The organism is Nocardia sp. NBC_01499 (genome assembly GCF_045040275.1).
Taxonomy (GTDB): domain Bacteria; phylum Actinomycetota; class Actinomycetes; order Mycobacteriales; family Mycobacteriaceae; genus Nocardia.
This window is the reverse complement of record NZ_CP109426.1, coordinates 7558458-7577962: the sequence shown is the minus strand read 5'-3', so window position 1 is coordinate 7577962 and position 19505 is coordinate 7558458. Positions and strand designations below refer to the sequence as shown.

General features: G+C 63.0%; 15 protein-coding genes, 1 tRNA gene and 1 pseudogene. 7 read left to right on the top strand and 10 right to left on the bottom strand.

Annotation, left to right across the window (positions count from 1 at the left end; all coding sequences use genetic code 11):
* Positions 1-357 precede the first annotated feature (357 nt).
* The 3 genes from OG203_RS34835 to OG203_RS34825 all read right to left on the bottom strand — a co-directional run bounded on the left by OG203_RS34835 (position 358) and on the right by OG203_RS34825 (position 3768).
* Positions 358-1455, bottom strand: coding sequence for a group II intron maturase-specific domain-containing protein (locus OG203_RS34835; RefSeq protein ID WP_405161459.1), 1098 nt, complete (start codon positions 1453-1455; stop codon positions 358-360).
* Positions 1456-1461: 6 nt separating this feature from the next.
* Entirely contained in the window at positions 1462-2724 is a 1263-nt protein-coding gene (locus tag OG203_RS34830) for a site-specific integrase (protein WP_405161458.1), read from the bottom strand.
* Between the two features lie 201 nt (positions 2725-2925).
* On the bottom strand, positions 2926-3768 hold the full coding sequence (locus OG203_RS34825; RefSeq protein ID WP_405161457.1) for a reverse transcriptase N-terminal domain-containing protein: 843 nt from the start codon (positions 3766-3768) through the stop codon (positions 2926-2928).
* Positions 3769-4904: 1136 nt separating this feature from the next.
* Between OG203_RS34825 and OG203_RS34820 the strand changes: the two genes are divergently transcribed.
* Positions 4905-8852, top strand: coding sequence for a hypothetical protein (locus OG203_RS34820; protein WP_405161456.1), 3948 nt, complete (start codon positions 4905-4907; stop codon positions 8850-8852).
* Between the two features lie 275 nt (positions 8853-9127).
* Entirely contained in the window at positions 9128-10189 is a 1062-nt protein-coding gene (locus OG203_RS34815) for a glycosyltransferase family 4 protein (RefSeq protein WP_405161455.1), read from the top strand.
* A 252-nt stretch (positions 10190-10441) separates the two neighbouring features.
* Here OG203_RS34815 and OG203_RS34810 read toward each other — a convergent pair whose 3' ends face one another.
* From OG203_RS34810 to OG203_RS34795, 4 genes and pseudogenes are all read right to left on the bottom strand, one after another.
* Complete coding sequence (locus tag OG203_RS34810; RefSeq protein ID WP_405161454.1) at positions 10442-10885, bottom strand: hypothetical protein; 444 nt, start codon at positions 10883-10885, stop codon at positions 10442-10444.
* A 134-nt stretch (positions 10886-11019) separates the two neighbouring features.
* Complete coding sequence (locus OG203_RS34805) at positions 11020-11406, bottom strand: transposase (RefSeq protein WP_405161453.1); 387 nt, start codon at positions 11404-11406, stop codon at positions 11020-11022.
* 189 nt (positions 11407-11595) lie between these two features.
* The gene (locus OG203_RS34800; RefSeq protein WP_405168205.1) at positions 11596-12078 is read right to left on the bottom strand and encodes a hypothetical protein; all 483 of its coding nucleotides are present in this window, start codon (positions 12076-12078) and stop codon (positions 11596-11598) included.
* A 112-nt stretch (positions 12079-12190) separates the two neighbouring features.
* Positions 12191-12559, bottom strand: a pseudogene (locus OG203_RS34795) (recombinase family protein); the annotation flags it as partial.
* A gap of 466 nt (positions 12560-13025) precedes the next feature.
* Here OG203_RS34795 and OG203_RS34790 point away from each other — a divergent pair.
* The 4 genes from OG203_RS34790 to OG203_RS34775 all read left to right on the top strand — a co-directional run bounded on the left by OG203_RS34790 (position 13026) and on the right by OG203_RS34775 (position 15207).
* Positions 13026-13295, top strand: coding sequence for a hypothetical protein (locus tag OG203_RS34790; protein WP_405161452.1), 270 nt, complete (start codon positions 13026-13028; stop codon positions 13293-13295).
* 12 nt (positions 13296-13307) lie between these two features.
* Positions 13308-13547, top strand: a complete 240-nt coding sequence (locus OG203_RS34785; protein ID WP_405161451.1) for a hypothetical protein — start codon at positions 13308-13310, stop codon at positions 13545-13547.
* 61 nt (positions 13548-13608) lie between these two features.
* Positions 13609-13821 carry a helix-turn-helix domain-containing protein gene (locus OG203_RS34780; protein ID WP_405161450.1) on the top strand — a complete coding sequence of 71 codons (213 nt, stop codon included), beginning with the start codon at positions 13609-13611 and terminating at the stop codon, positions 13819-13821.
* A gap of 66 nt (positions 13822-13887) precedes the next feature.
* Complete coding sequence (locus OG203_RS34775) at positions 13888-15207, top strand: hypothetical protein (RefSeq protein ID WP_405161449.1); 1320 nt, start codon at positions 13888-13890, stop codon at positions 15205-15207.
* Between the two features lie 100 nt (positions 15208-15307).
* On the opposite strand, the gene OG203_RS34770 is transcribed toward OG203_RS34775, so the two are convergent.
* Positions 15308-15380: transfer RNA gene (locus OG203_RS34770), tRNA-Ala, on the bottom strand.
* Positions 15381-15502: 122 nt separating this feature from the next.
* Between OG203_RS34770 and OG203_RS34765 the strand changes: the two genes are divergently transcribed.
* Positions 15503-16933, top strand: coding sequence for a DUF222 domain-containing protein (locus OG203_RS34765; RefSeq protein WP_405161448.1), 1431 nt, complete (start codon positions 15503-15505; stop codon positions 16931-16933).
* A gap of 896 nt (positions 16934-17829) precedes the next feature.
* On the opposite strand, the gene OG203_RS34760 is transcribed toward OG203_RS34765, so the two are convergent.
* Together OG203_RS34760 and OG203_RS34755 are read right to left on the bottom strand one after the other, a co-directional pair.
* Positions 17830-18633, bottom strand: coding sequence for an SAM-dependent methyltransferase (locus OG203_RS34760; protein WP_405161447.1), 804 nt, complete (start codon positions 18631-18633; stop codon positions 17830-17832).
* Positions 18634-18741: 108 nt separating this feature from the next.
* Entirely contained in the window at positions 18742-19479 is a 738-nt protein-coding gene (locus OG203_RS34755; protein WP_405161446.1) for a DsbA family protein, read from the bottom strand.
* Between the last annotated feature and the right edge of the window lie 26 nt (positions 19480-19505).

Sequence of the window (19505 nt, the reverse complement as noted above, 5' to 3'; positions counted from 1 at the left end):
CAGGCTGATGCGTTTGGGTTCCCAGGTCGGGCGAGGCGGTCCGCCAGGGTGAGCATCTACATCCAGGCGGTGAGCTCACTCGCGAGGCAAACGATTTCGCATCAGATCTGATTTTGACCTAAGCCGTACGGGGGCAGGCTGGTCACGCCGGTGCCCCCTCATATCTAGCGACACCGCAGGCTTCGCTCCCGCTACAGACCGCTGAGTCGCTTCCCCTACAAGGGCTTTCGACGCTGAGCTTCGACTCGACCCGCTTCCAGGCCGGGCCGCCAGCCTGCTACCGGTCGGGTAGGACCGGCGGGTTGCCCCGCCGATCCCCCCTCAGAACCGTACGTGCCGGTCGTCCCGGCATACGGCTCAAGCAAGCCCCGAGGGCGCTCGCGGAGTGGCGGTGGTTGCTGCTGCTGGGCCTCCGGCCTGTCGCGCCCGGACGGCGCGATGGCAGGAGGCGTGGACAAGGCGTGTTCGACTCCCGTCCGACAGACCCGCTCGGCCCTGATGGGTGAGATGGTCGGCGGCTATCGCCTTCCTGACGACGGACAGCCACCAACGTTCCCAATCCCACGGGGTCTGCGGGGGTTGATCGGCGGCCAGGACATGATCCCCGCACAAGGGACAGCGCCCGTCCTGCTCGGCGAGCAGACGCAGGTTATAGCCGTCCAGCGCGGGTTTGACCTTGCGCCGCCGTGTGGCCCAGTAGTCGCGCAGGTCGGGGTCATCAGGAGACGCCCCGCCCTTGACCACCGTGTGTCGGACGATGGTGGTCCAGGAGAACTTGACCAGATAGGCGATCCTGTCGCCCCGGTCGCCGTAGCGATGTCCGGGGTCGCCGAACACCCATCGGTCGTTCCTGAACCTGTTGAACCGGCCGAAGTAGCGGTTGACGATCCACTTCCTCGGCTTGTTGGGGTGAGTGTGGCAGGCCCACCGCCAGGTCAGCTGCCACACATAGGCGTCCAGCGACGCGAAGATCTTGCTGGACACCACCCCTCGGTAATAGGCGGCCCAGCCCCGAATAATCGGGTTGAGCCCAGCGATTACCGCCCCCGCGTTGGAACCACGCGCACGACGCGTTTCCTCGGCGAGCCTTTTCCGAATTCGCCTGACCGCGTCCGGACTCGGTTTGATCAACAGCTTGCCGAGTCGGCGACCGCCCTGGTCGTAACGGCGGATATTGAACCCGAGAAAGTTGAAACCCTCGGTGAGGGACACGATTCGTGTCTTGTCCTCGTTGAAGACCAACCCTCTCGGAGCCAACCATTCAGCGTGCCGTTCCTTGACCTGTTCGGCCTGCTGCCGCGAATGACAGCATACGGCCAGGTCGTCGGCATACCTCACCAGAACCGGAGTACCGGGCACCGATTTACCGGCGTAAGCGCCGTTTTCGCGGTACCGGACTCCCGCGGCCTCCTCCAGACCATGCAATACCACGTTCATCAACAACGGACTGATCACACCACCTTATGGGCAGTGCTGGGTTATGTGCAGTGGCGGCTGTCGGGCCTGGTGACGGCAGTGCGGGGGCCGAATCACTGTGCATAACGCTGCTGGTCGGGTCATAGGCCGTTCAGCCAGTTCAGGAGTTCGGTGTCGTGGTTCCATTCGGGTAGTTCGTCGGTGACGATGTCGGTGTAGACGGCTTCGAGGGCTTTGCGTTTGGCCTCGGTCGAGGAAAACGCCGGTCGATTCGACCGATTGGTGACCGAGAACATCGGCGATCTGCTCGATCGGTGTGCCGACTTCCATCAACCGTGTCGCCAGCGTGTGGCGCAGGGAATGCATGCCGTGTCGGCGTTTCTCGCTGACCGGGACGTGCGCGGTGCGGGCGTGTTTGACCAAGATCTGATGCAGATGGTCCTGGTCGGAGAACGGGCCGATCGGGGCGGTGTGACGGACGAACACCTGCCGGTGTTCGCAGTCGGGCCGGCCGTGGCGGATGTAGTCGATCACCGCCCACCCGACTTCCTTCAACAGCGGAAGCCGCACCCGGTGACCGGTTTTCGCTTGCGTGAGCAGCAGTTGGTTGCCCGGCCAGTCGAAATCGGCGAACTCCAGCCGCTTGATGTCGACCCCGCGCAACCCGAGCCGGGTGATCAGCAGGATGATCGCGTAATCCCTTTTCCCGCACGGATTGTCACGGTCGATCGCGGCCAGGATCGCGGTGACCTCACCAGGATCCCAAACCGAGGGGATCCGGGCCTGCCGCGTCGAGCGGGCCGCCGGTACCGCGTCCAGACACGACTCGTCGACCAGGCCGACGGTAGTAGCGAACCGCAGCAGCGACCGCACCGCGCACAATTTCTGCTCGACCGTCTTGGCCTGGTAACCGGTCAGCGTGGCGACGAACGCGGAGAGCATCGCGGCATCGCAGCGGCCGAGCCCTCCCCGAGTGTCGGTGAACGCCAGGAACTCTCCGGCCAGCGTGCCGTAGGTCCGCACCGTCGACACCGGCCGGCCGCTCGCGCGGAGATGATCCTGGAACCGTTCGACCGTGCGGGCGCCGGCCTCGTCGAGCTTGCTGACCGACCGGTTGTAGCGGCGCAGCACCGCCCCGTGGACGGCGTACTCCTCGAGCATCGACGCGACCCTGAACAGGTACACATCGGTCTGGGACAAGGCTCCGGCCCGTTCCTTGGCGAAGAAGCCGCAGACGTCATCGACCCACGTCATCGCCGCGTCCAGGGAGAACTCCTCGATCCCGCGCGCGGTGAAGTATTTCTGCATCCGCCGCCAACAGCTCCGTTACCAGACAAGCGTGGAGTCCTTGTAACCCAAGCGCTGTAGTTCGGCCTCCAGGCCCGACACCAGCACGGACAAAGTCGTCATGACGGCTGACCTCCGATCCCGGCGGCCCCGCGCCCTGCCGGACCGACTGATCGGAGAATTCCCTTGGTTATGGGTAGTGATTCGGCCCCCGCACTGCCGTCACCAGGCCCGACAGCCGCCACTGCACATAACCCAGCACTGCCCATAAGGTTCGTTATGCGCAGCTGCGCATAACCCGCCCTGGGGCGAACCCTGTTCGGTCGGCGCGAATTCCCCGTTCTCCATCACCCCAGCTTTCAACCAGCCCCCGACCAGTCCCCGCGCGGGAAAGGAGCCGAGCGTTTCGAGAAGCCGAGAATGATCAATTTTGTCGAATGCGGCAGCCAGGTCGGCATCCAGAATCCACACCCGTTTGGCTCGTGGCCCTTTGAGCGTCGAATACAGGGAACCGATCGAATCGGCACAACTACGCCCGGGACGAAACCCATAGGAGCGGGACTCGAACCGGGCTTCCCACTCGGGTTCCAATGCGTTGCGGACCCGCGCTTGATGACACCGATCCATCACAACGGGGATACCGAGCGGTCTTTGTTTGCCATTGGCTTTCGGAACATACACACGCCGGACCGGCACCGGCTCCCACACCGAACGCGAACGATGCACTCGCACCGCCACATCCGCGCGAGCCTCAGCGGAAAGTGCTACCTCCCCGTCGATACCGGCCGTTCGACGTCCAGCATTGCGCTGGGTCACCTGCCGCACACTGACCAGCGTGTTCGACCAGGAACCCAGCATCAGTTTCTGCAACGACCGGACCGAAGCCCAGTCCTGCTTCCGCGTCGCCTGAAAGATCCTGCGCCGCAACCTCGCTACGTTCTGCTCATGGGCACGCCAATCAATGACGTCCCAGCTCACCACAGCAACGTCCTCGGGTCCGTTCACCTCAACGGCGTCCAACTTGTCCCTTCGGTTCGCGATGCCGTCGGCACCCAATACTTCCAAGGCTCACCTGCCCACGTCAGCGCTCTTTCGAGCCCAGTCATCGGGCTGGTATCCGACCGGTTCCCCACGACCCCCACCGGAGCAGCAGTCATCGGCCGCGGGTCCCGCTGCCTTTCGGCCGTCGGCATTCGCTTCTTGGGCATCCTGTTCCCACCGGGGACTTCCGCCCCTCTCACGATCGGCCTACCAGGCTCGAAAGCCCGGACCCCGACGGGGTTTCCACGTTCCACGCACACGAGACACGACCGGGTAGGGCGCCCTCTCTACCCCGGGACCAGCGGTGTTCACACAGCCGACGAAGCCTCTCAACCGCCGCTCGCCGCCTCCTCCAACGGCAAGGTCCTCAACCCGGGTATCCATCCCGTCTCCCCGGGACTGCCTGACGAGGCATCACAGAGGATTCACTCACGTTCGCCCTTCCCGATCTTCCCCTCGCCCGGTCGCTCCTGCGGACGGAACGCAGGCCCTTGGGCTTCTTCCCTGAGCTTCGCACCCCAACCGGGCAGGACCCGGCGAGGCACGTCAAGGCGGGGACCGACCTTGAACACTGATCGAGAACTACCCGTCCGGCACAGCCGGCCTCCTCCCCGAGAGTTCACTCATGCGCGCGACTTTCGTGTCGCACGGCCTCCTGGCAGCTACCCGGACCGGACTCACACCAGCAGGCGACGACGAGCTTCCAAACAGGTCATGACCGTCTCACAGTCACCTCCCGGTCTCTGGGCGCACCCGTCGCAGTATTAACCCACGTTTTGCTCCGCGTGAGCCGCTCCGATTTTCTCGCCGCGTTCGATCAGGCGGGGCGAAGGGTCCTGCGCGCGCCTGGCAGGCAGATTGCGGATCTGAGCGATGGACACAGTGATGGACAGCGCGTCTGGAGATTCCACGTGACTCAGGAGGGTCTGCTAGAACCAGTCACATTGGGCAAGGTAGATCATACTGCCCAAGATGTCAGCTAATGCGGCCCCTGTCCTGTGCATCGCGCTCAGTCGAGCGTCGAGAGGTTGCGCAATACGGCGGGAACTGGTGTTGTATTTCACGTCACACAAGGCGCTACTTTGCGGGGGCTGTCGTTGGCCACGCGATGCATCGACGCGCATCATCGGGACTAACGTTTCACGAGTAGGGGTGTACTGATGACAGGGGGGGATACTGCAGCGTTGGATGGGCTACAGGCGGCGTCGCGGAGAGAGGTTTTTGCACACAAATTTGCCGAACTGTTCGCGGCGGCGGCTAATCCCTCGATGAGGCGCGTGGCCACGCTAGCCAACACACGGGTACAACAAACGAATAGCAACGGTCGTGGTATCACCGTGTCATCGCAGCGAATAAGCGACTGGACGGCCGGCCGAAATGTGCCTGCGCGATTTGAATCGCTCGCACCGGTCCTGGTGACATTGATCAACATGGCCAAAAGAAAGGGATATCCTGCAGAACACCCATTGCTCGACCTGCGGCAGTGGCGGCATCTGTGGGCGGAATCAAATGGCGCGATCCCGAAGTCCACGAAGATTGGTGAAGCTAGTCCATATCTGGGCCTGAAGCCTTACCATCGTGACGACTTCGAGTTGTTCTTCGGCCGTAGATATGCCACGAAGGCGCTGGTGCAGGAAATCGCCTACAGCTACGAGCCCAGCGGGCTTGTTGTGTTGGTGGGAGCCTCCGGAGCGGGAAAGTCCTCGTTATTGGAAGCAGGGCTGATCCCGGCCCTTGCTGATTCCACGAACGAGTGGGCGATCGCGACCGTGAAGCCTGGAAGTTCGCCGATGGTCTCACTACGAACGGCCATCGACGGCATCATGGGCGAGTCGGTCGTGCCTGCGGTCTCGTCAGCCTCACCGTTGCGCGAGGATTCGATCACGGTAGCGCTGGATGGATGGGCGACAGATCGTCGGCGGCTGCTGATTGTGGATCAGTTCGAAGAGCTGTTCACCATATGTGAGGACGAGCAAGAGCGCGACGCCTTTCTTACTGTCCTCGAGCACGCTGCGGCCCTTCGTCCAGACCATGCATCGATAGTGATAATTGCCGTTCGGGCCGACTTCTACGCGCGATGTCTGGACTATCCGATTCTGGCGAGCGCGCTCAACCGGCACAGCTACGTGCTCGATTCGATGCGTCTGGATGAGCTTGCCGAGGTCATCGCACGCCCAGCGGAGTTGGCCGGGCTCGTACTGGAGTCCGGTCTCCAAGAGCTAGTGATCAGCGAGCTGTACGGAGTAGGTGCACATCGCTTCGGCACAGTCGCAAATGCTGGCACACTGCCCCTGTTGTCGCACGTTATGGAAGCGGTGTGGCAAAGACGCGAAGGCAAGCGTCTGACTATAGCGGGGTATCGCCAGTCTGGCGGTGTCATGGGCTCGGTGGCGACGACGGCCGAACGAGCCTGGGATGACTTGACACAATCGCAGCAGGCAGTCGCCAAACAAATTCTCCTCAGTTTGGTGGCGATCGGACATAACTCCCGCGACACAAGACGAACTATCTCACGCTCGGAGTTGTTGCATTCCATCGAAAGTGTCACCTCGGCGGAGACAGCGCTGGAAACGCTGACCGGGGCGCGTCTGATTACCATCGATGGCGACTCGACGTATCTGACCCATGAAATCGTATTGGACGCGTGGCCGCGGCTCCGTAGATGGATCGACGAGGATCGTGCTGGATACTTGGTTCGACAGCAGCTAGAGGCCGACGCAGCACAGTGGGTGGCGACAGGTCGTGACGCGTCTTTGCTATATCGCGGAGCCCGGCTGGAGTCAGCACAAAACCCCTCCGCTAACCCGCCTGCATCGGGGGACACCAAGGAATTTTTGGCGGCGTCCAACACGGCGAGGCGCAAGGCGCAGCGGCAGGCGTTGATCACCAAATCGATGCTGGCAATACTCGTGGTCGTCGCTCTGGTCATGACCGACGGTTTCTTCGACAGGAGCCAAAGGGCCGAAACACAGCGCGCCGACGCTATTTTCAGCGCGGTACTAGCCAAGGCAGACAGTCTTCAGGACACCGATCCGTCATTATCGGCCCAGCTCGACCTCGTCGCGTACCGACTTCGGCCCGACAGTCCTGACGTCACGGCGCGCCTGCTCGGCACTCAGACCATGGCGCTGGCCACCCCGCTGAGCGGACCCGACAGCCCCGTCTACTACATCGCATTTTCCCCCCGCGGGCTCCTTGCTTCGGCCTACGGAGACGGAAGCGTCCAGCTATGGAACACCAGCGACCCGCTGCACCCATACCGGATTGGGGACCCGATCACTGGAATCAGAGGGTTCGCGTCCGCGGCACAGTTCAGCCCCGACGGCAAGATACTTGCCGTCGGCGGCGAAGATCACACAGTAAGACTGTGGGACGTGGACGATCCGGCGATGCCTCGATCGTTAGCCGCACCATTGATAGGGGGAAACGGCGCGATCTACAACGCGGTTTTCAGCCCGGACGGTCGTACGCTGGCAGCTTCCAACGATGATCACACCGTGGCGTTGTGGAATGTCGGCGATCCCACCAAGCCAACCTTGATCGACCGAATCGGTAATCAGGGTGGCCCGATCCGGTCGATAGCTTTCAGCCCGAATGGTCGTTTGCTGGCGACCGCCAGCGACGACAGGACGGTGCAATTATGGAATATCGCTGATCCGACCACATCGATGCCGATAGGCTCGGCACTCGGCGGATTTACCGCCGTTGCGCACGCCGTCGCGTTCAGCCCTGACAGTCTCAAGCTTGCGGCTGGCAGCAATAACGGGGTCGTACAGATATGGGATTTGACTGATCCGGCAGCACCGCGTCCGGCCACAGCACCGTTCTTGGCCCAGACCGACGCAATATGGTCGCTAGCCTTCGGCCCTGGGGGGCAAACTCTGATAACCGGCGACACCGACGGCACCGCAAAGTTATGGAATTTGAGAGATCCGCGCCCCCGAATTATAGGTAGACCTCTTGCCAGCAAAGCAGGGGGCGTTTACGGCGTCGCGATCAGTCCAGATCAGCGAACGGTAGCCACAGCCAGCCAGGACGGGGTCGTCCGATTGTGGTCATTACCCGGCGACGACACCTTCAGCCATGTCGGCGCTCTCGACTACCTGGCATACGACCCACCGAGCAAGATTCTGATCACCACTTCGGTTGACGGGACAATCCAGACCTGGGACACCCGCAATCCCCACGCCACGCGTCGCCTGGGAGAGCTGGTGACGAACGCACGCATCACAAACATCGCGATCGATCCGCGAAGCCAGACTCTGGCCACCCTCAATCAGGATCCGTCCGAGTTCCGGCTGTATGACATCTCCGATCCGGCAACGCTACGGTTGAATGTAAAAATACCACTGGCCAACTATTTTACAGTCAATGCAGTGTTCAGCCCGAGCTCACCGCTACTGGTCACCAGCTATGACGACCATTCGATCCAGGTCTGGAACATCACTGATCCCAAGACCGCTGTCCCACTGGGGGTTCCCCTGCAGGTATCCGCCGATTGGGTCACCACCGTGCGATTCAGTTCCGACGGCACGTTACTGGCAACCGCCGACAACGTCGGGGCGGTCAAGTTGTGGGACATGTCAAATCCTGCCCAGCCTCGCCAAATAGGTCACACTCTCCAGGTCGGCACCGCCCCGATCCACAGCATCGCGCTGAGTCCCGACATGCACACGTTGGTCTCTGCAGGTGAAGATAAGATTGCTCGAGTCTGGGACATCAGCAGACCGACCGAGCCGGTCCAGATTGGCGATCCGCTCATCGGGCACAATTCTGCGATCAACTCACTCGATTTCAGTCCCAACGGGAAGCTCCTGGCATCGGGTACTCACAATGGGGAAGTCCTATTGTGGGACTTTTCCCACCGTGAACATCCGAAGCCGATTATGCTATCGCCCGTGCTATCGACCGCCCCGAAGAGAAGGGTGGTATTCGACTCGACAGGTGAATACTTGGCTGTCAGCGGGCACGACGAAGGGCTACTCATATGGGACCTGAACGTTGATCACGCAATTAGACGAATATGCGACGTAACCCAGACCATGATAAGCCGAACGTCATGGGCACAAGCCTTGCCGGAACTGCCCTATCGACCGCCGTGTGACTGACAGGCGTCGAGTAGCAATGCGACCCTACGTATGCGTCGAAGGGTGACATCAGCGAGCCCATACCCGAACCCGAAACGCAGATCAACTGATCAGCACTGTCGCATTTGACTTGACAAATTCCGCGGCGATGATAAGCCCCGAGCTGTGGACGTAACATCTTCCATAGCTGCCCTACCGGGCGCCGCGCGGATAAGCAATGCTCAGATGAGGGAAGGAACCGTAGATTGCGGGTCTGTATGGTGTCACACCGGCTCGGAGGCGTTGACGGTGTCAGTGTGGAAGCTGCCAAATGGATAACGGCGCTCCGCGACATCGGCGCTGAAGTGACCAGGGCGGCCGGCCACTTCGACGACCACGAGGACGCAGACGTCACCATTCGGGGGATGTGGGCTGCGGTTCCGGGCGGTACACCTCCCGACGTCGACACCAGCGCGATTGACCGATTATGCTCTGGCCACGACTTACTGATCCTCGATAATGCCGCAACGCTACCGAGTGCCCCTGAAGCATCGCGCGCATGGGAAACTGCCGCCATCGCACATGCCATACCAACGATCGTCCGTCACCACGATCCGCCTTGGCAAACCAAGTCGATGAGGCCGGATCTCGACGGCTCGGTCCCGGTGACCAATTCGCGATTCCTGCATGTGGTTATCAACCAACAGACGTTGCATGAATATGCACAGCGGTGGCCGGAATTGGACTCGATCGGAGCCCTGCGGGTAGTGACCAACCGAGTCGACACTATTCGCCTGTCGAAAGGAGGAGACCGGGAACGAACCAGGCAGCTGCTCGGCGTCGATCCCGACAGCGTGCTGCTGGTGCACCCTGCGCGGGCCGTTGCCAGAAAGAACATCCCTCGGGCGGTCGAGTTCGCAAACACGCTAAGCACGTTGGTCGACCAACCGGTGCGCTACTGGCTGACCGATCCGTCAGTCGTGTCGCAGGAGGATCCGATCGCCGAGGCGCTGAAGGACGCTCCTGGCCTCCTCCGAGGGCACGTGCCCGATCAAGCCGATATGTACGCCGCCGCAGACGTGGTCCTATTGCCCTCGACCTGGGAAGGATGGGGCCTACCGGTGGTCGAGGCGGCTGCAGCGCGTCGCCTGATTGTCGCTGGTCCGTACCCAATCCTCGACGAGATCCGCGCGGCGGTCCCGGTCATATTCGATCCGAGCCAAGCCCCCCAAGTGGCGTCGATCCTGCGGTCGAGAGGAAAGCTCGACGAGTTGCTGCACCATAATGCAATCGCCGCAGCCAAACATTTCGACCTGGCAGAATTGCCCAGCATCCTGACAGAGCTCGCCACGGATGCGCACCGCCTTGCGAAATCATGACCAATAGCGACAGTACCGATCACGTTTGCGCCCATGACAACATCTCCCCATCGACTCACTCGCTAACACCTCCGACACCACCAGCGATCGATCTGATCCTGCGGCGGTGTCTCCCCAGAAATCCCCAACCAGGCTGGATTTCGTGCGTTCCAGGTCAGTCAAGACCTGGATCGGCGCCGACGCTCGGCGTCGGCGCGTGATCGACTCGTCATCGGTGGGGGATGAAGATGTCCCCATGCCGACAGCGCCCCCTCAGGCATCGACGGCCACGTCATCTACCGACCCACGACATTCGATCCCCCTTTTACGGCAACGCCGGGTCTGGTCCATTTTGCCCGCGAATCTCCACCCCTGCTTGCCAATCACCGATGTCAGTCGGGTCTTTCGGCTAGGTTCTGTGTCGAAGTAGGTGAGGGTGGCCGGGCGGCTCCGTCGCTCAATCGTGTCGGAGCCACTGATTGATCGCGGCGATATGGTGGCTACGGCCCGATGCTGTTTGAGCTGGTTGATTCCTCGTTCGACTGCATTGCGATCGCGATAGAGGACCGTGTCGAACGCTGGCGGGCGACCGCCGAGGCCGCCGCGGTTGCGGCGATGGATGAGCTGGTCGGCCGGGACTGGGATGGTTGCTTTGATTCCGTGCCGGCGCATCCAGTCCCGGTTGGCGCGACTGGAATACGCCTTATCGGCGAGCACCCGATCCGGGCGCACCCGAGCTCGCCCGCCTGCGGGTTTGGCAACCTCGATCTTGGTCGAGCACGGTCGTGAACTGCGGGCTGTCACCAGCCTGACCCGCTGTGAGCAGCATTGCCAGCACCCGGCAGCCCTGCTCACACGCCAGGTGCAATTTGCTTGACCAGCCCGCCCCGCGACCGTCCCAAACCATGATCGGCAGGCTCGGGCCCGCTGCTCGCGCCCGGCGGTTCGGCCTGAGCGGCACCGTCACGGCGGGCACCGGCGGCGTGCTGATGAGCTCGCATGATCGTCGAGGCCACACTCACCTGCCATCTGATCGCACCCGCTACATCGGCGAAGACCTGCAACAACTTCCAGATCGCCAACCACGCACCGCCGCGCTGCCAGCGTCGGAACAACCCGTAGATCGCCGACCGGGATCCGTACTGTGATGGCACATCCCGCCACGGACAACCGACCCGAGTCCCCCACCGGATGCCATCGATGAGCTGCCGTTTGGTCCAGATCGGCGGTCGGCCCACCTTCTTACCGCGAGGCAGCAACGGCTCCAACCGCGCCCACTGGGCATCGGTGCTGTCGGGTGTCTTTCGGCTAGTTGTCGGGTGTCGAGTTCCCGCCGGCAGCAGCAGTACAGAGCAGTCGGCCTAGTCATGCCCTGCTTGACCACCTGCCGCTCTGAGAGCTACCGTCGAGCACATGAACACTCCCAGTCATGCTGGGGGACGAGAAACCGTGTTCAAGTCCCCTCCGGACACGACCACTGTGCACACGGGTGGTGGTGGCTGAACTTCAGCTACCACCACCCGTGTTTTGTGGTTGTAGGTCATCTTGAGACCGAGTTGTCGGTAGACCTCGAGTTTGTCGGTGGAATCGGCGGCTCGCAGGATCTTCACAAGACCGCCGAAGGATTTCACGAGTTCGTGAATCTCCTTGCGGCTCAATGCAGGACGCGCGTCTGTCGAGGCTTCCATGGCGGCGATTTGAGCGGCAGCGACTTCCCGTTCGCGTTGGACTTGCTGGGTCCAGGTCGCGATCAGTTGCGGGTCGGCGCCAGCTTCCAACGCGGCCCGGTAGCTGTTGAGTTTGCGGTCGTATTCGGCGAGTGAGTGCCGCATCGAATCTACGGAAGCGATCGCCGCGGTGTTGTCGGATTGGGCGCCTTCGAGCATCGCAAGGAGTGCTCGATCCGGCATCGGCGAGCCGGTACCCGTGGGGTGGGCGCCCGCCGAGATATCGGCCTTCGACTTGCGCCTGTGCCGCCATGGCCGCGCGGACGCGAATCTTGATCCGCGTGCGTTCGCCTTTGGACATGCCACCGAAGACCGACACGATCAGATCGTGGGCTTCGGAATCCGGGTCGACCGGGCCACCGACTTCGGGGACCCACAGCTGGACCCCATAGTGGACGAAGACGGGGAAGGTCAGACCGAACTGGTTGCCGTAGAAGGCGCGTTGAGGTTCACCGATGACGACCGCGTCGAACCTGCGGTCGGGGCGCGCGAGCATGTCGAGTAGCCGCGAGCCTTGCGGGCGACGTTTCCACGGAATCGACCGGGACTGCCCGATGTCGAAGAACTCGGCGACGATTTGACCGTGCCGGTCGATCAGCGCCCGTGCCCGCGCGAGCTGCCAGTTGCGCGACGCGTCGGGGTCCTGTTGATCTTCGGTCGACATCCTTACTCTGACTGTATAAAACAGACACCGCTCGATCCGGCTTCGACGAACGCGCCGATGCCGCAGCTACCCGCAACGAGGTCGACGAGTAGCTCCACACTCGTGGTCGGGGGACCCGGGGCGTGAACCCGACCATGGCCTTCCTCGGCAACGAATGCGCGATTGCCACACCGAGTGCGGCGGCAAGATCAGCTCGAGGCATTCCGATAGCCATGCGGTTGCAGGTGCAATACCGCCTGGTCTACAATTACGATCGCGCCCCTGTTCAGGGAGTTTCCCGGTAACCGCTGGCAGCGAATCCGGATGCAGCGCCGTCGACCTGAGCAGTTTTCTTGCGACGGTTCCCGATCTTGATAACTACGGCACGTTCGCCGTCACGGATCGGGTCTACCCGCTACCTCCGGCGGCCCACCGGCTGATGGTCAGCCCTACTAGGCCCGTCGGATGCCCCTGTGAGGTGTTTCCTATGGCGCACATCCAGCAAGACCCGGCTTCGATCCGCGAACAACAGATTGCCATGTCCGCGCTCGCTCACACGGTGCGCGGAGATTTCAAGGCCGTGACCGCTCTGGTCGACATGATCCAGGACCCCGACGAACGGGTGCGGCCCGCCTTCGTCATCGTCGCCTTGCTGGCCGAGTTCAAGAAGGGCATAGACCAGCACGACGCGGAGGAGTTGGCACTCTGGTTCTCCCACGAGGCCCAAGCCCTCGCCGCGCAGGCCGATCTCACCTGACCCGGCCTCGACATGGAATCCACCCAAGCCCGCCCTGGTGGTGGTCGCGGACGAATTCTGCGAATCCACCAGGTCTCGGCCCGAACCGGACACAGCCCCGACCGCATTCGTCATCTGCGCGTAAAGGGGCACGAGCTCTACGACAGGGCTTGGAAAGCCGGCGCCGCACCCAACTCGCCGCTGCTCTTCGACGAAGCCGACGTCGACGAATGGGTCGCTACCCACAAGGCCGACACCGACCAGCACGGTTGATGACCCGGCAATCCTGTGGCTATCACGCTGGTCTGGACAGCAGCATGAAGGGCACAACACGATGAACGAGCACCGTGACCAGGTCGAAGACGAATGGCTCACCACCGAGGAGGTCGCCCGACGACTCAAAGTCCCGTGTAAAACATTGGCGACGTGGGCATGTTCCCACAAAGGGCCGCCATACGCGAGAATCGGACGCTTCCGCCGGTATAGGCGGCTCGACCTTATCGAGTGGGAGAGCCGTCAGGTCCGGGGTACCCAGTCCTCCGACTAAGTTCGCTCGGCCCATGCCAGTCAATCCATTCTGCCGCTTTGGCAAATATGTTGCAAAGGAATGGGCATGCCCAGACCCGAGATATCGCTTGGTGGACTCGGTAATGTGAGTTGTACTCTACAAAGGTCGGGTAGATACAAAGGAAAATATCGGGCCCGAGGAACGTTCCGGCATCCTTACACAGGTCGGGACTATCCGCTTGATTTCGTCTCCGAGTCCGATGGCAAAGCCAGGAAAAAGCTTCAGGACGATTATCGCGAGCGACTGCAAATCGCGGATAAGAGCCTGGGTGTTGTCAGCAAGTCGATCACCAGAAAGTCCAAGTTCTCCAGCTTGATCGACGCGTTCATCGAGGAGAAGGCTCTCGAGGTCCAGGAAGGCACCCTGGACCAGACTACATTCGAGGGCTACCTCGCCGAGATCAACGACGCCGAGCCCCGCCGCCGGAAGGACGGGACTCCGGACCTTCGCTACAGCAGGAACGCGATCAAAATTCGACCTATGCTCGGCGATCTGAGGAACTGGGAGGTCGATGCCAACCGCCTCGACGGGCATCTCAAGTCCATTCGAGCCAACGGTAATCAGCGCAAGGCTCAATTGCACCACCTGATTCTCACGGGCATCGTGCGGCTGGGTGTCAAACTCGGCGCGATGCCCGTGGATCCCATGAGCGTGGTACGCAAAGGCGGAAAAAGACGCCGCAACAAGGCACCAGCCATGGACGAGGAGACTCGCAATGGTTTACAGGCCCAGTTGAAGAAATGGCTTGCCGGAGAGGAAATTCCGGGAACCCCCGCTTACGCCCATGGTCCGAAACGCGACCCGGACATCCTCCGGATTGCTGACATCCTGTTGGCGTCAGGCTGTCGTCCCTATGAAGGTCTCGCATTTCGCAGATGCGATCTGCTCATGAAGACCGACGACGGCGAGGGAACGGATAAGTGGCGCTTGGTCGTGTGCGGCACCATCAAACGAAAGAAGGGAGAAAACGGGCTCTACCGACAGAACTGGACCAAGACCGACGCGGGATACCGCATCGTTGTCCTGCCGCAGTGGGCTGTAAACACCCTCAAGGAAATGGGAGCAGAGAAATGGCGCGACGACGACGAGTCTCCACTGTTCCCGTCCAGGTCCGGTGGGTGGCGAGACCCGCACAACACGGCACGCACATGGCGAGCCGCACGGGGCACTGAATATGCGTGGATAACGGCTCGAACGATGCGCAGGACGAATCTGACTACCGTTGCTGAAGACTACGGAACCGAGCAGGCGAGCCGTCAGGGTGGCCATGCGGTCATCAGCACCGGTGCCGACATCACCAACATCTACCTCGACCGGCCACGACAGGCTCCCGACTCCACACCCGCTCTCGAAAGGCTCCGATGAAGCAAACCATGGGGGATCGAACCATGGGGGAAACCATGGGGAATCGACCAGTTGGGACGGGTCCGGCCCGGTGTATACCGGGCCGGACCCGCGAAAACTGTGGAGCTAAGGGGACTCGAACCCCTGACCCCCACACTGCCAGTGTGGTGCGCTACCAGCTGCGCCATAGCCCCGAGTGGGTTGCTTTCAGGTTTCCCTGACTGCCTGAACGAAGTTACACCACGGGTGTGGTGGCGGCCAAATCGCGTGGAATGGGGGGTGGCGGCGGGGGGCTGATGGTCGTAGACTCGAACGCATGTTCGAAGGAAGCGATCTCTCGGTGCTTGACTTTCAGGCCATGAGCGATGAGGGGCTGATCGATGCCCTTCGGACTGCGCATGGGGCTTCGGCGGCGGCGCAGGCGGCGGAGGTGTTCGCGGTGCGGGAGTTGTATCGGCGGCATCGGGCGGCCAGTGCGGAGCCGGGGCCCGGTGGGGTGCGGGCCGGTGAGTTCGCGGCTACGGAGGCGGCGGTGGCGTTGCAGGTCGATGAGGGGTCGGTGGCCGCGATGATCGATGTCGGGTTGGCGCTGGAGGATTGGCTGCCGCGCACGCGGGCGGAGTTCGCGGCGGGGCGGATCGATGTGGCGAAGGTGCGGGTGATCGTCGATAACACGCGTGCGGTGGCCAGGGATGTGCTCGGCGAGTTGGAGCCGAGGTTGCTGGAGACGGCGGGGCGGACGACGCCGGTGCGGCTGCGGCAGGCGGCGCGGCGGTGGGTGGCGCGGCTGGATCCCGTTGGGGCGCAACGGCGGCGGGAGCGGCGGCAGGATGATCGGGACGTTCGGATTCGAGCGGTGCAGGACAGTATGGCCGTATTCGATGGGGTGCTGCCCGCGCCGGGCGCGCAGACGGTGGCGATGCGGCTGCGGGAGATGAGTCTGCAGGTGTGCGCGGCGGATCCGCGGACGATGCCGCAGCGGCGGGCCGACGCACTGGTGGCGTTGGCCGATGGGTCGGGGCGGTTACGGTGCGCGTGTGGGCGCGGTGCGCGATGTCCGAAGGGGGAGGTGGCGGGTGCGGCGCCGCGGCGGCCGCTGATTCAGATCGGGATTCCGGCGGACACGCTGCTCGGGATGCGGGAGGCGCCCGCATTTCTGGCCGGATACGGTCCGATCGATGCCGCGTTGGCGCGGATTCTCGCCGAAGATGCTCGGTTCCAAGTGATTCCGGAACGGTCGGCGGCCGACGATCCGGCCGCCGACGATCCGGTCGCGCGTTCGCCGCTGCTGGATCGGGAGGTGCGGGCGCTGGACGGGATGTGCCGATTCCCGGGATGCACGATGCCCGCCGCCGAATCCGTACTGGCTCAACGACAGTCGGCATCGCGCGCCGAGGCGACCGTGTTGTGCCCGCGTCACCACCGCTTGAAAACGTTGTCAGACAACAGGAAAGTGCCGTGGGAGACTTGGTTGGCCGACCCGGACCGGTTGCAGTGGACCGCGCCCACCGGTGACATACACACCACTGCCCGCGAGGGTGCCCGATATCTGTTCCCGCACAAAGACATCGACGTGCCAGCCGGTCTGAACGAGAACCCGCCCCAGACCGAACCCGCCATCGACCTCCCCGACGATCTCGCCTACCCCTTCCGCGGCCACGCCCTGGTCAACCGTCAACTGTGCCGGATCGCTCCAGAAGACGAAATCCCCGATGACGCAACAACTCCCGCGATCAACCCCGCGTAAGGCATGGGGAAATGCGGAAACCAACTCATTCCATCAAGCACCCGGAGCCGCCCTCCACTGACCAACTGAAACTCGACGTGCCGCGGTCCCGGCTGACTGGGGAAGCAGGACCGCGCCGTCGAACGGGCCGAGCCGTCGACTGGTGGAGTCGGCGGCTCGGCCCCACGAACCAACCAACTCGACGCGCCGAGATCCAGAGATGTCGGACCGCATCATCGAACGGCCGAGCGTCCGGGTGGTGGACACGAGGGCTCGACCCCACCATCAACAGACTCGATGCGCCGCGATCCAGGCGGACGTCCAATCGCGCTGTCGAGGGGCCGAGTGTCTGTCGGGCCCAACCCGCCAACTCCACGCGCCGCGATCCGGCCCCGTCAGCCCGCGCCGTCGAACGGGCGCGGCCATCAGGTGATGGACGCGATGGCTCGGCGCCACGGACCATCCGACTCGACGCGCCACCGTCCAGTTCCGACCGCGCCGTCGAACAAGGCCAAGCGCCACGAAGGCTCGACCCACAGAACCGACAGACGCGGTCCAGGTCGTACCGCGCCGTCGAACGGGCCGAGCTATCGAAGGATAGACACGACAGCTCGGCCCACCGACCCATCAAATCGGCGCGCCGCAGTCCAGGCCCTACCGCGCCCTCGAACGGATCGAACCATCAGATGGTGGATACGGCGGCCCACCGACCAACCGAATGCTCGGCCGGTCCGGCTGACTGGGGACGCCGGATACCCCGCCGAGCGGGCGGGGTCTTCGACGAGTTCGTTGGCTCGGCCCTCGAACCAACCGAATGCTCGGCGTGCGTGATCCCGGGGAACTCCTGGAGTCGGATCGCCCGTCGAGCGGGGCCGGGCCGAGGCAAGGTGGTGTGCCCGGCCCGGCCCCACCCGAACTCAGGACTTGACGGCTATTCCGCCGACGATGATCTCTTCGACGAGCGTCAGCTTGTCCCGCACGATGCCCGACGGTCGCCAATGCGACAGCGGCACCAAGCCGGGCTCCACCAGTTCGCAGCCGCGGAACAACCGGAGGATCTCCTCGCGGGTCCGGAATCGCCCGGTACCGAGGAAGTCGAGGAACGACTTCTCCAAGGCACGCGATTCATCGCCGGTGTCGAGGAAGTGGGTGATGAACAGGTGGCTGCCGACGGGCACGGCATCCAGGTATCCGTCGACGACACCCTCGGGATCCTCGTCGTCGTGCAGGTGATGCAGCATGCCGACGAGCATGACGGCCACCGGCTGCGAGAAATCGATCATGTTCTGGACGTCAGGATGGGCGAGTACCGCGGCGGGGTCGCGCAGATCGGCCGTGATGACGCGCGTCTGACCGTTCTCGCCGAGCAGCGCGCGCCCGTGCGCCAACACGATCGGGTCCTTGTCGACGTAGACGACCTTGGATTCCGGCACCAGTGCTTGCGCGACCTGGTGGGTGTTCTCCATCGTGGGGAGCCCGGCACCCAGGTCGAGGTACTGTTTCATGCCCGCTTCACCGGCTAGATACTTCACGCCGCGGCCGAGGACGGCTCTGTTCAGCTTGGCCAGCTCGTCGACCTCGGGCATGGTCTCACGCAGGTGCTCTAGGACGTGTTCGTCGGACGGGTAGTAGTCCTTGCCGCCGAGTAGCGCATCGTAAACTCGCGAGATGCTCGGCTTGGACACGTCGAACTCGACTGGGGCCGACTCGGAACTCGTCATCGTTCATCCCTTTACGCGCGATACCCGGACAATTGACCGCTTTTGAAAAGCCTAGCCACGCAAGTGGATCTCGCGGGGCGCAATTGGCCGATCTGTGTCAAGTCGACATCAGCGCGTGAGGACGTCCACCCAGTCCGCGTTATTGACGTCGATTTTCGTTTTCCCGTCGAACACGGCGGGTGTGGCCGCAGAGCCGCCGAGCGCCGCGTCGAGGGCGTCGGTCGTGGCTTTCGCACTGGCGCGCGCCGTGTCGACCTTGGCGCCGGTCGATATGCACTGCAGCACCGATTCGGGGGCGCCCGCGACGCGCGCTACCGCAGCGAGTTCGTCGTTGCTGAGGTCGGCGCCGCCCTCGCTCGGACGCTTGGTGGTGAACGCCTCGGTGTGGAACTTCGAGTACACCGGGCCCGAACCGCCTTCTGCGACACACTGATTGGCGGCTACCCCGCGGGTCGAGTAGTTCTTGCTCCGCGAGCGGTCATCGAGGAAGTTGACCAGCCGGTAGCGCACCTCCAGCTTGCCCTCGTCGATCTTCTGCGCGATCTCCTGGCCGTAGATGCGCTCCATGTTGCCGCACCCGGGGCAGATCGGATCCTCGAAGATGTCGATCGTCTTCGGCGCGCCAGATTTGCCGAGCAGAATCGAACCATCCGGCTCGAGCACCACGTTGACGCCGGGGTCGTGCGCGGACCCGTACCCGTCGTTACGGACGCTCACCTCGTCGTGCCCCCAGTTGATCGCCGCGATAACGATCACCACGATCAACGCGAGGGCGACGGCGCCCAACGCGTAGGTGGTCTTGCTGGACATGGGCCTCGGGGTGTAGTTCGAACGCGATTCGCTCACCCCCAACACTCTGCCGCAACCAACCC

What these genes read in the sequence shown, in the direction of transcription:
- OG203_RS34760 (WP_405161447.1), bottom strand. Translation starts at nt 18,633, where the DNA reads ATGACGAGTTCCGAGTCGGCCCCAGTCGAGTTCGACGTGTCCAAGCCG.
- OG203_RS34800 (WP_405168205.1), bottom strand. Translation starts at nt 12,078, where the DNA reads ATGCCGGATCGAGCACTCCTTGCGATGCTCGAAGGCGCCCAATCCGAC.
- OG203_RS34820 (WP_405161456.1), top strand. Translation starts at nt 4,905, where the DNA reads ATGACAGGGGGGGATACTGCAGCGTTGGATGGGCTACAGGCGGCGTCG.
- OG203_RS34775 (WP_405161449.1), top strand. Translation starts at nt 13,888, where the DNA reads ATGCCCAGACCCGAGATATCGCTTGGTGGACTCGGTAATGTGAGTTGT.
- OG203_RS34785 (WP_405161451.1), top strand. Translation starts at nt 13,308, where the DNA reads ATGGAATCCACCCAAGCCCGCCCTGGTGGTGGTCGCGGACGAATTCTG.
- OG203_RS34830 (WP_405161458.1), bottom strand. Translation starts at nt 2,724, where the DNA reads ATGCAGAAATACTTCACCGCGCGCGGGATCGAGGAGTTCTCCCTGGAC.
- OG203_RS34790 (WP_405161452.1), top strand. Translation starts at nt 13,026, where the DNA reads ATGGCGCACATCCAGCAAGACCCGGCTTCGATCCGCGAACAACAGATT.
- OG203_RS34780 (WP_405161450.1), top strand. Translation starts at nt 13,609, where the DNA reads ATGAACGAGCACCGTGACCAGGTCGAAGACGAATGGCTCACCACCGAG.
- OG203_RS34765 (WP_405161448.1), top strand. Translation starts at nt 15,503, where the DNA reads ATGTTCGAAGGAAGCGATCTCTCGGTGCTTGACTTTCAGGCCATGAGC.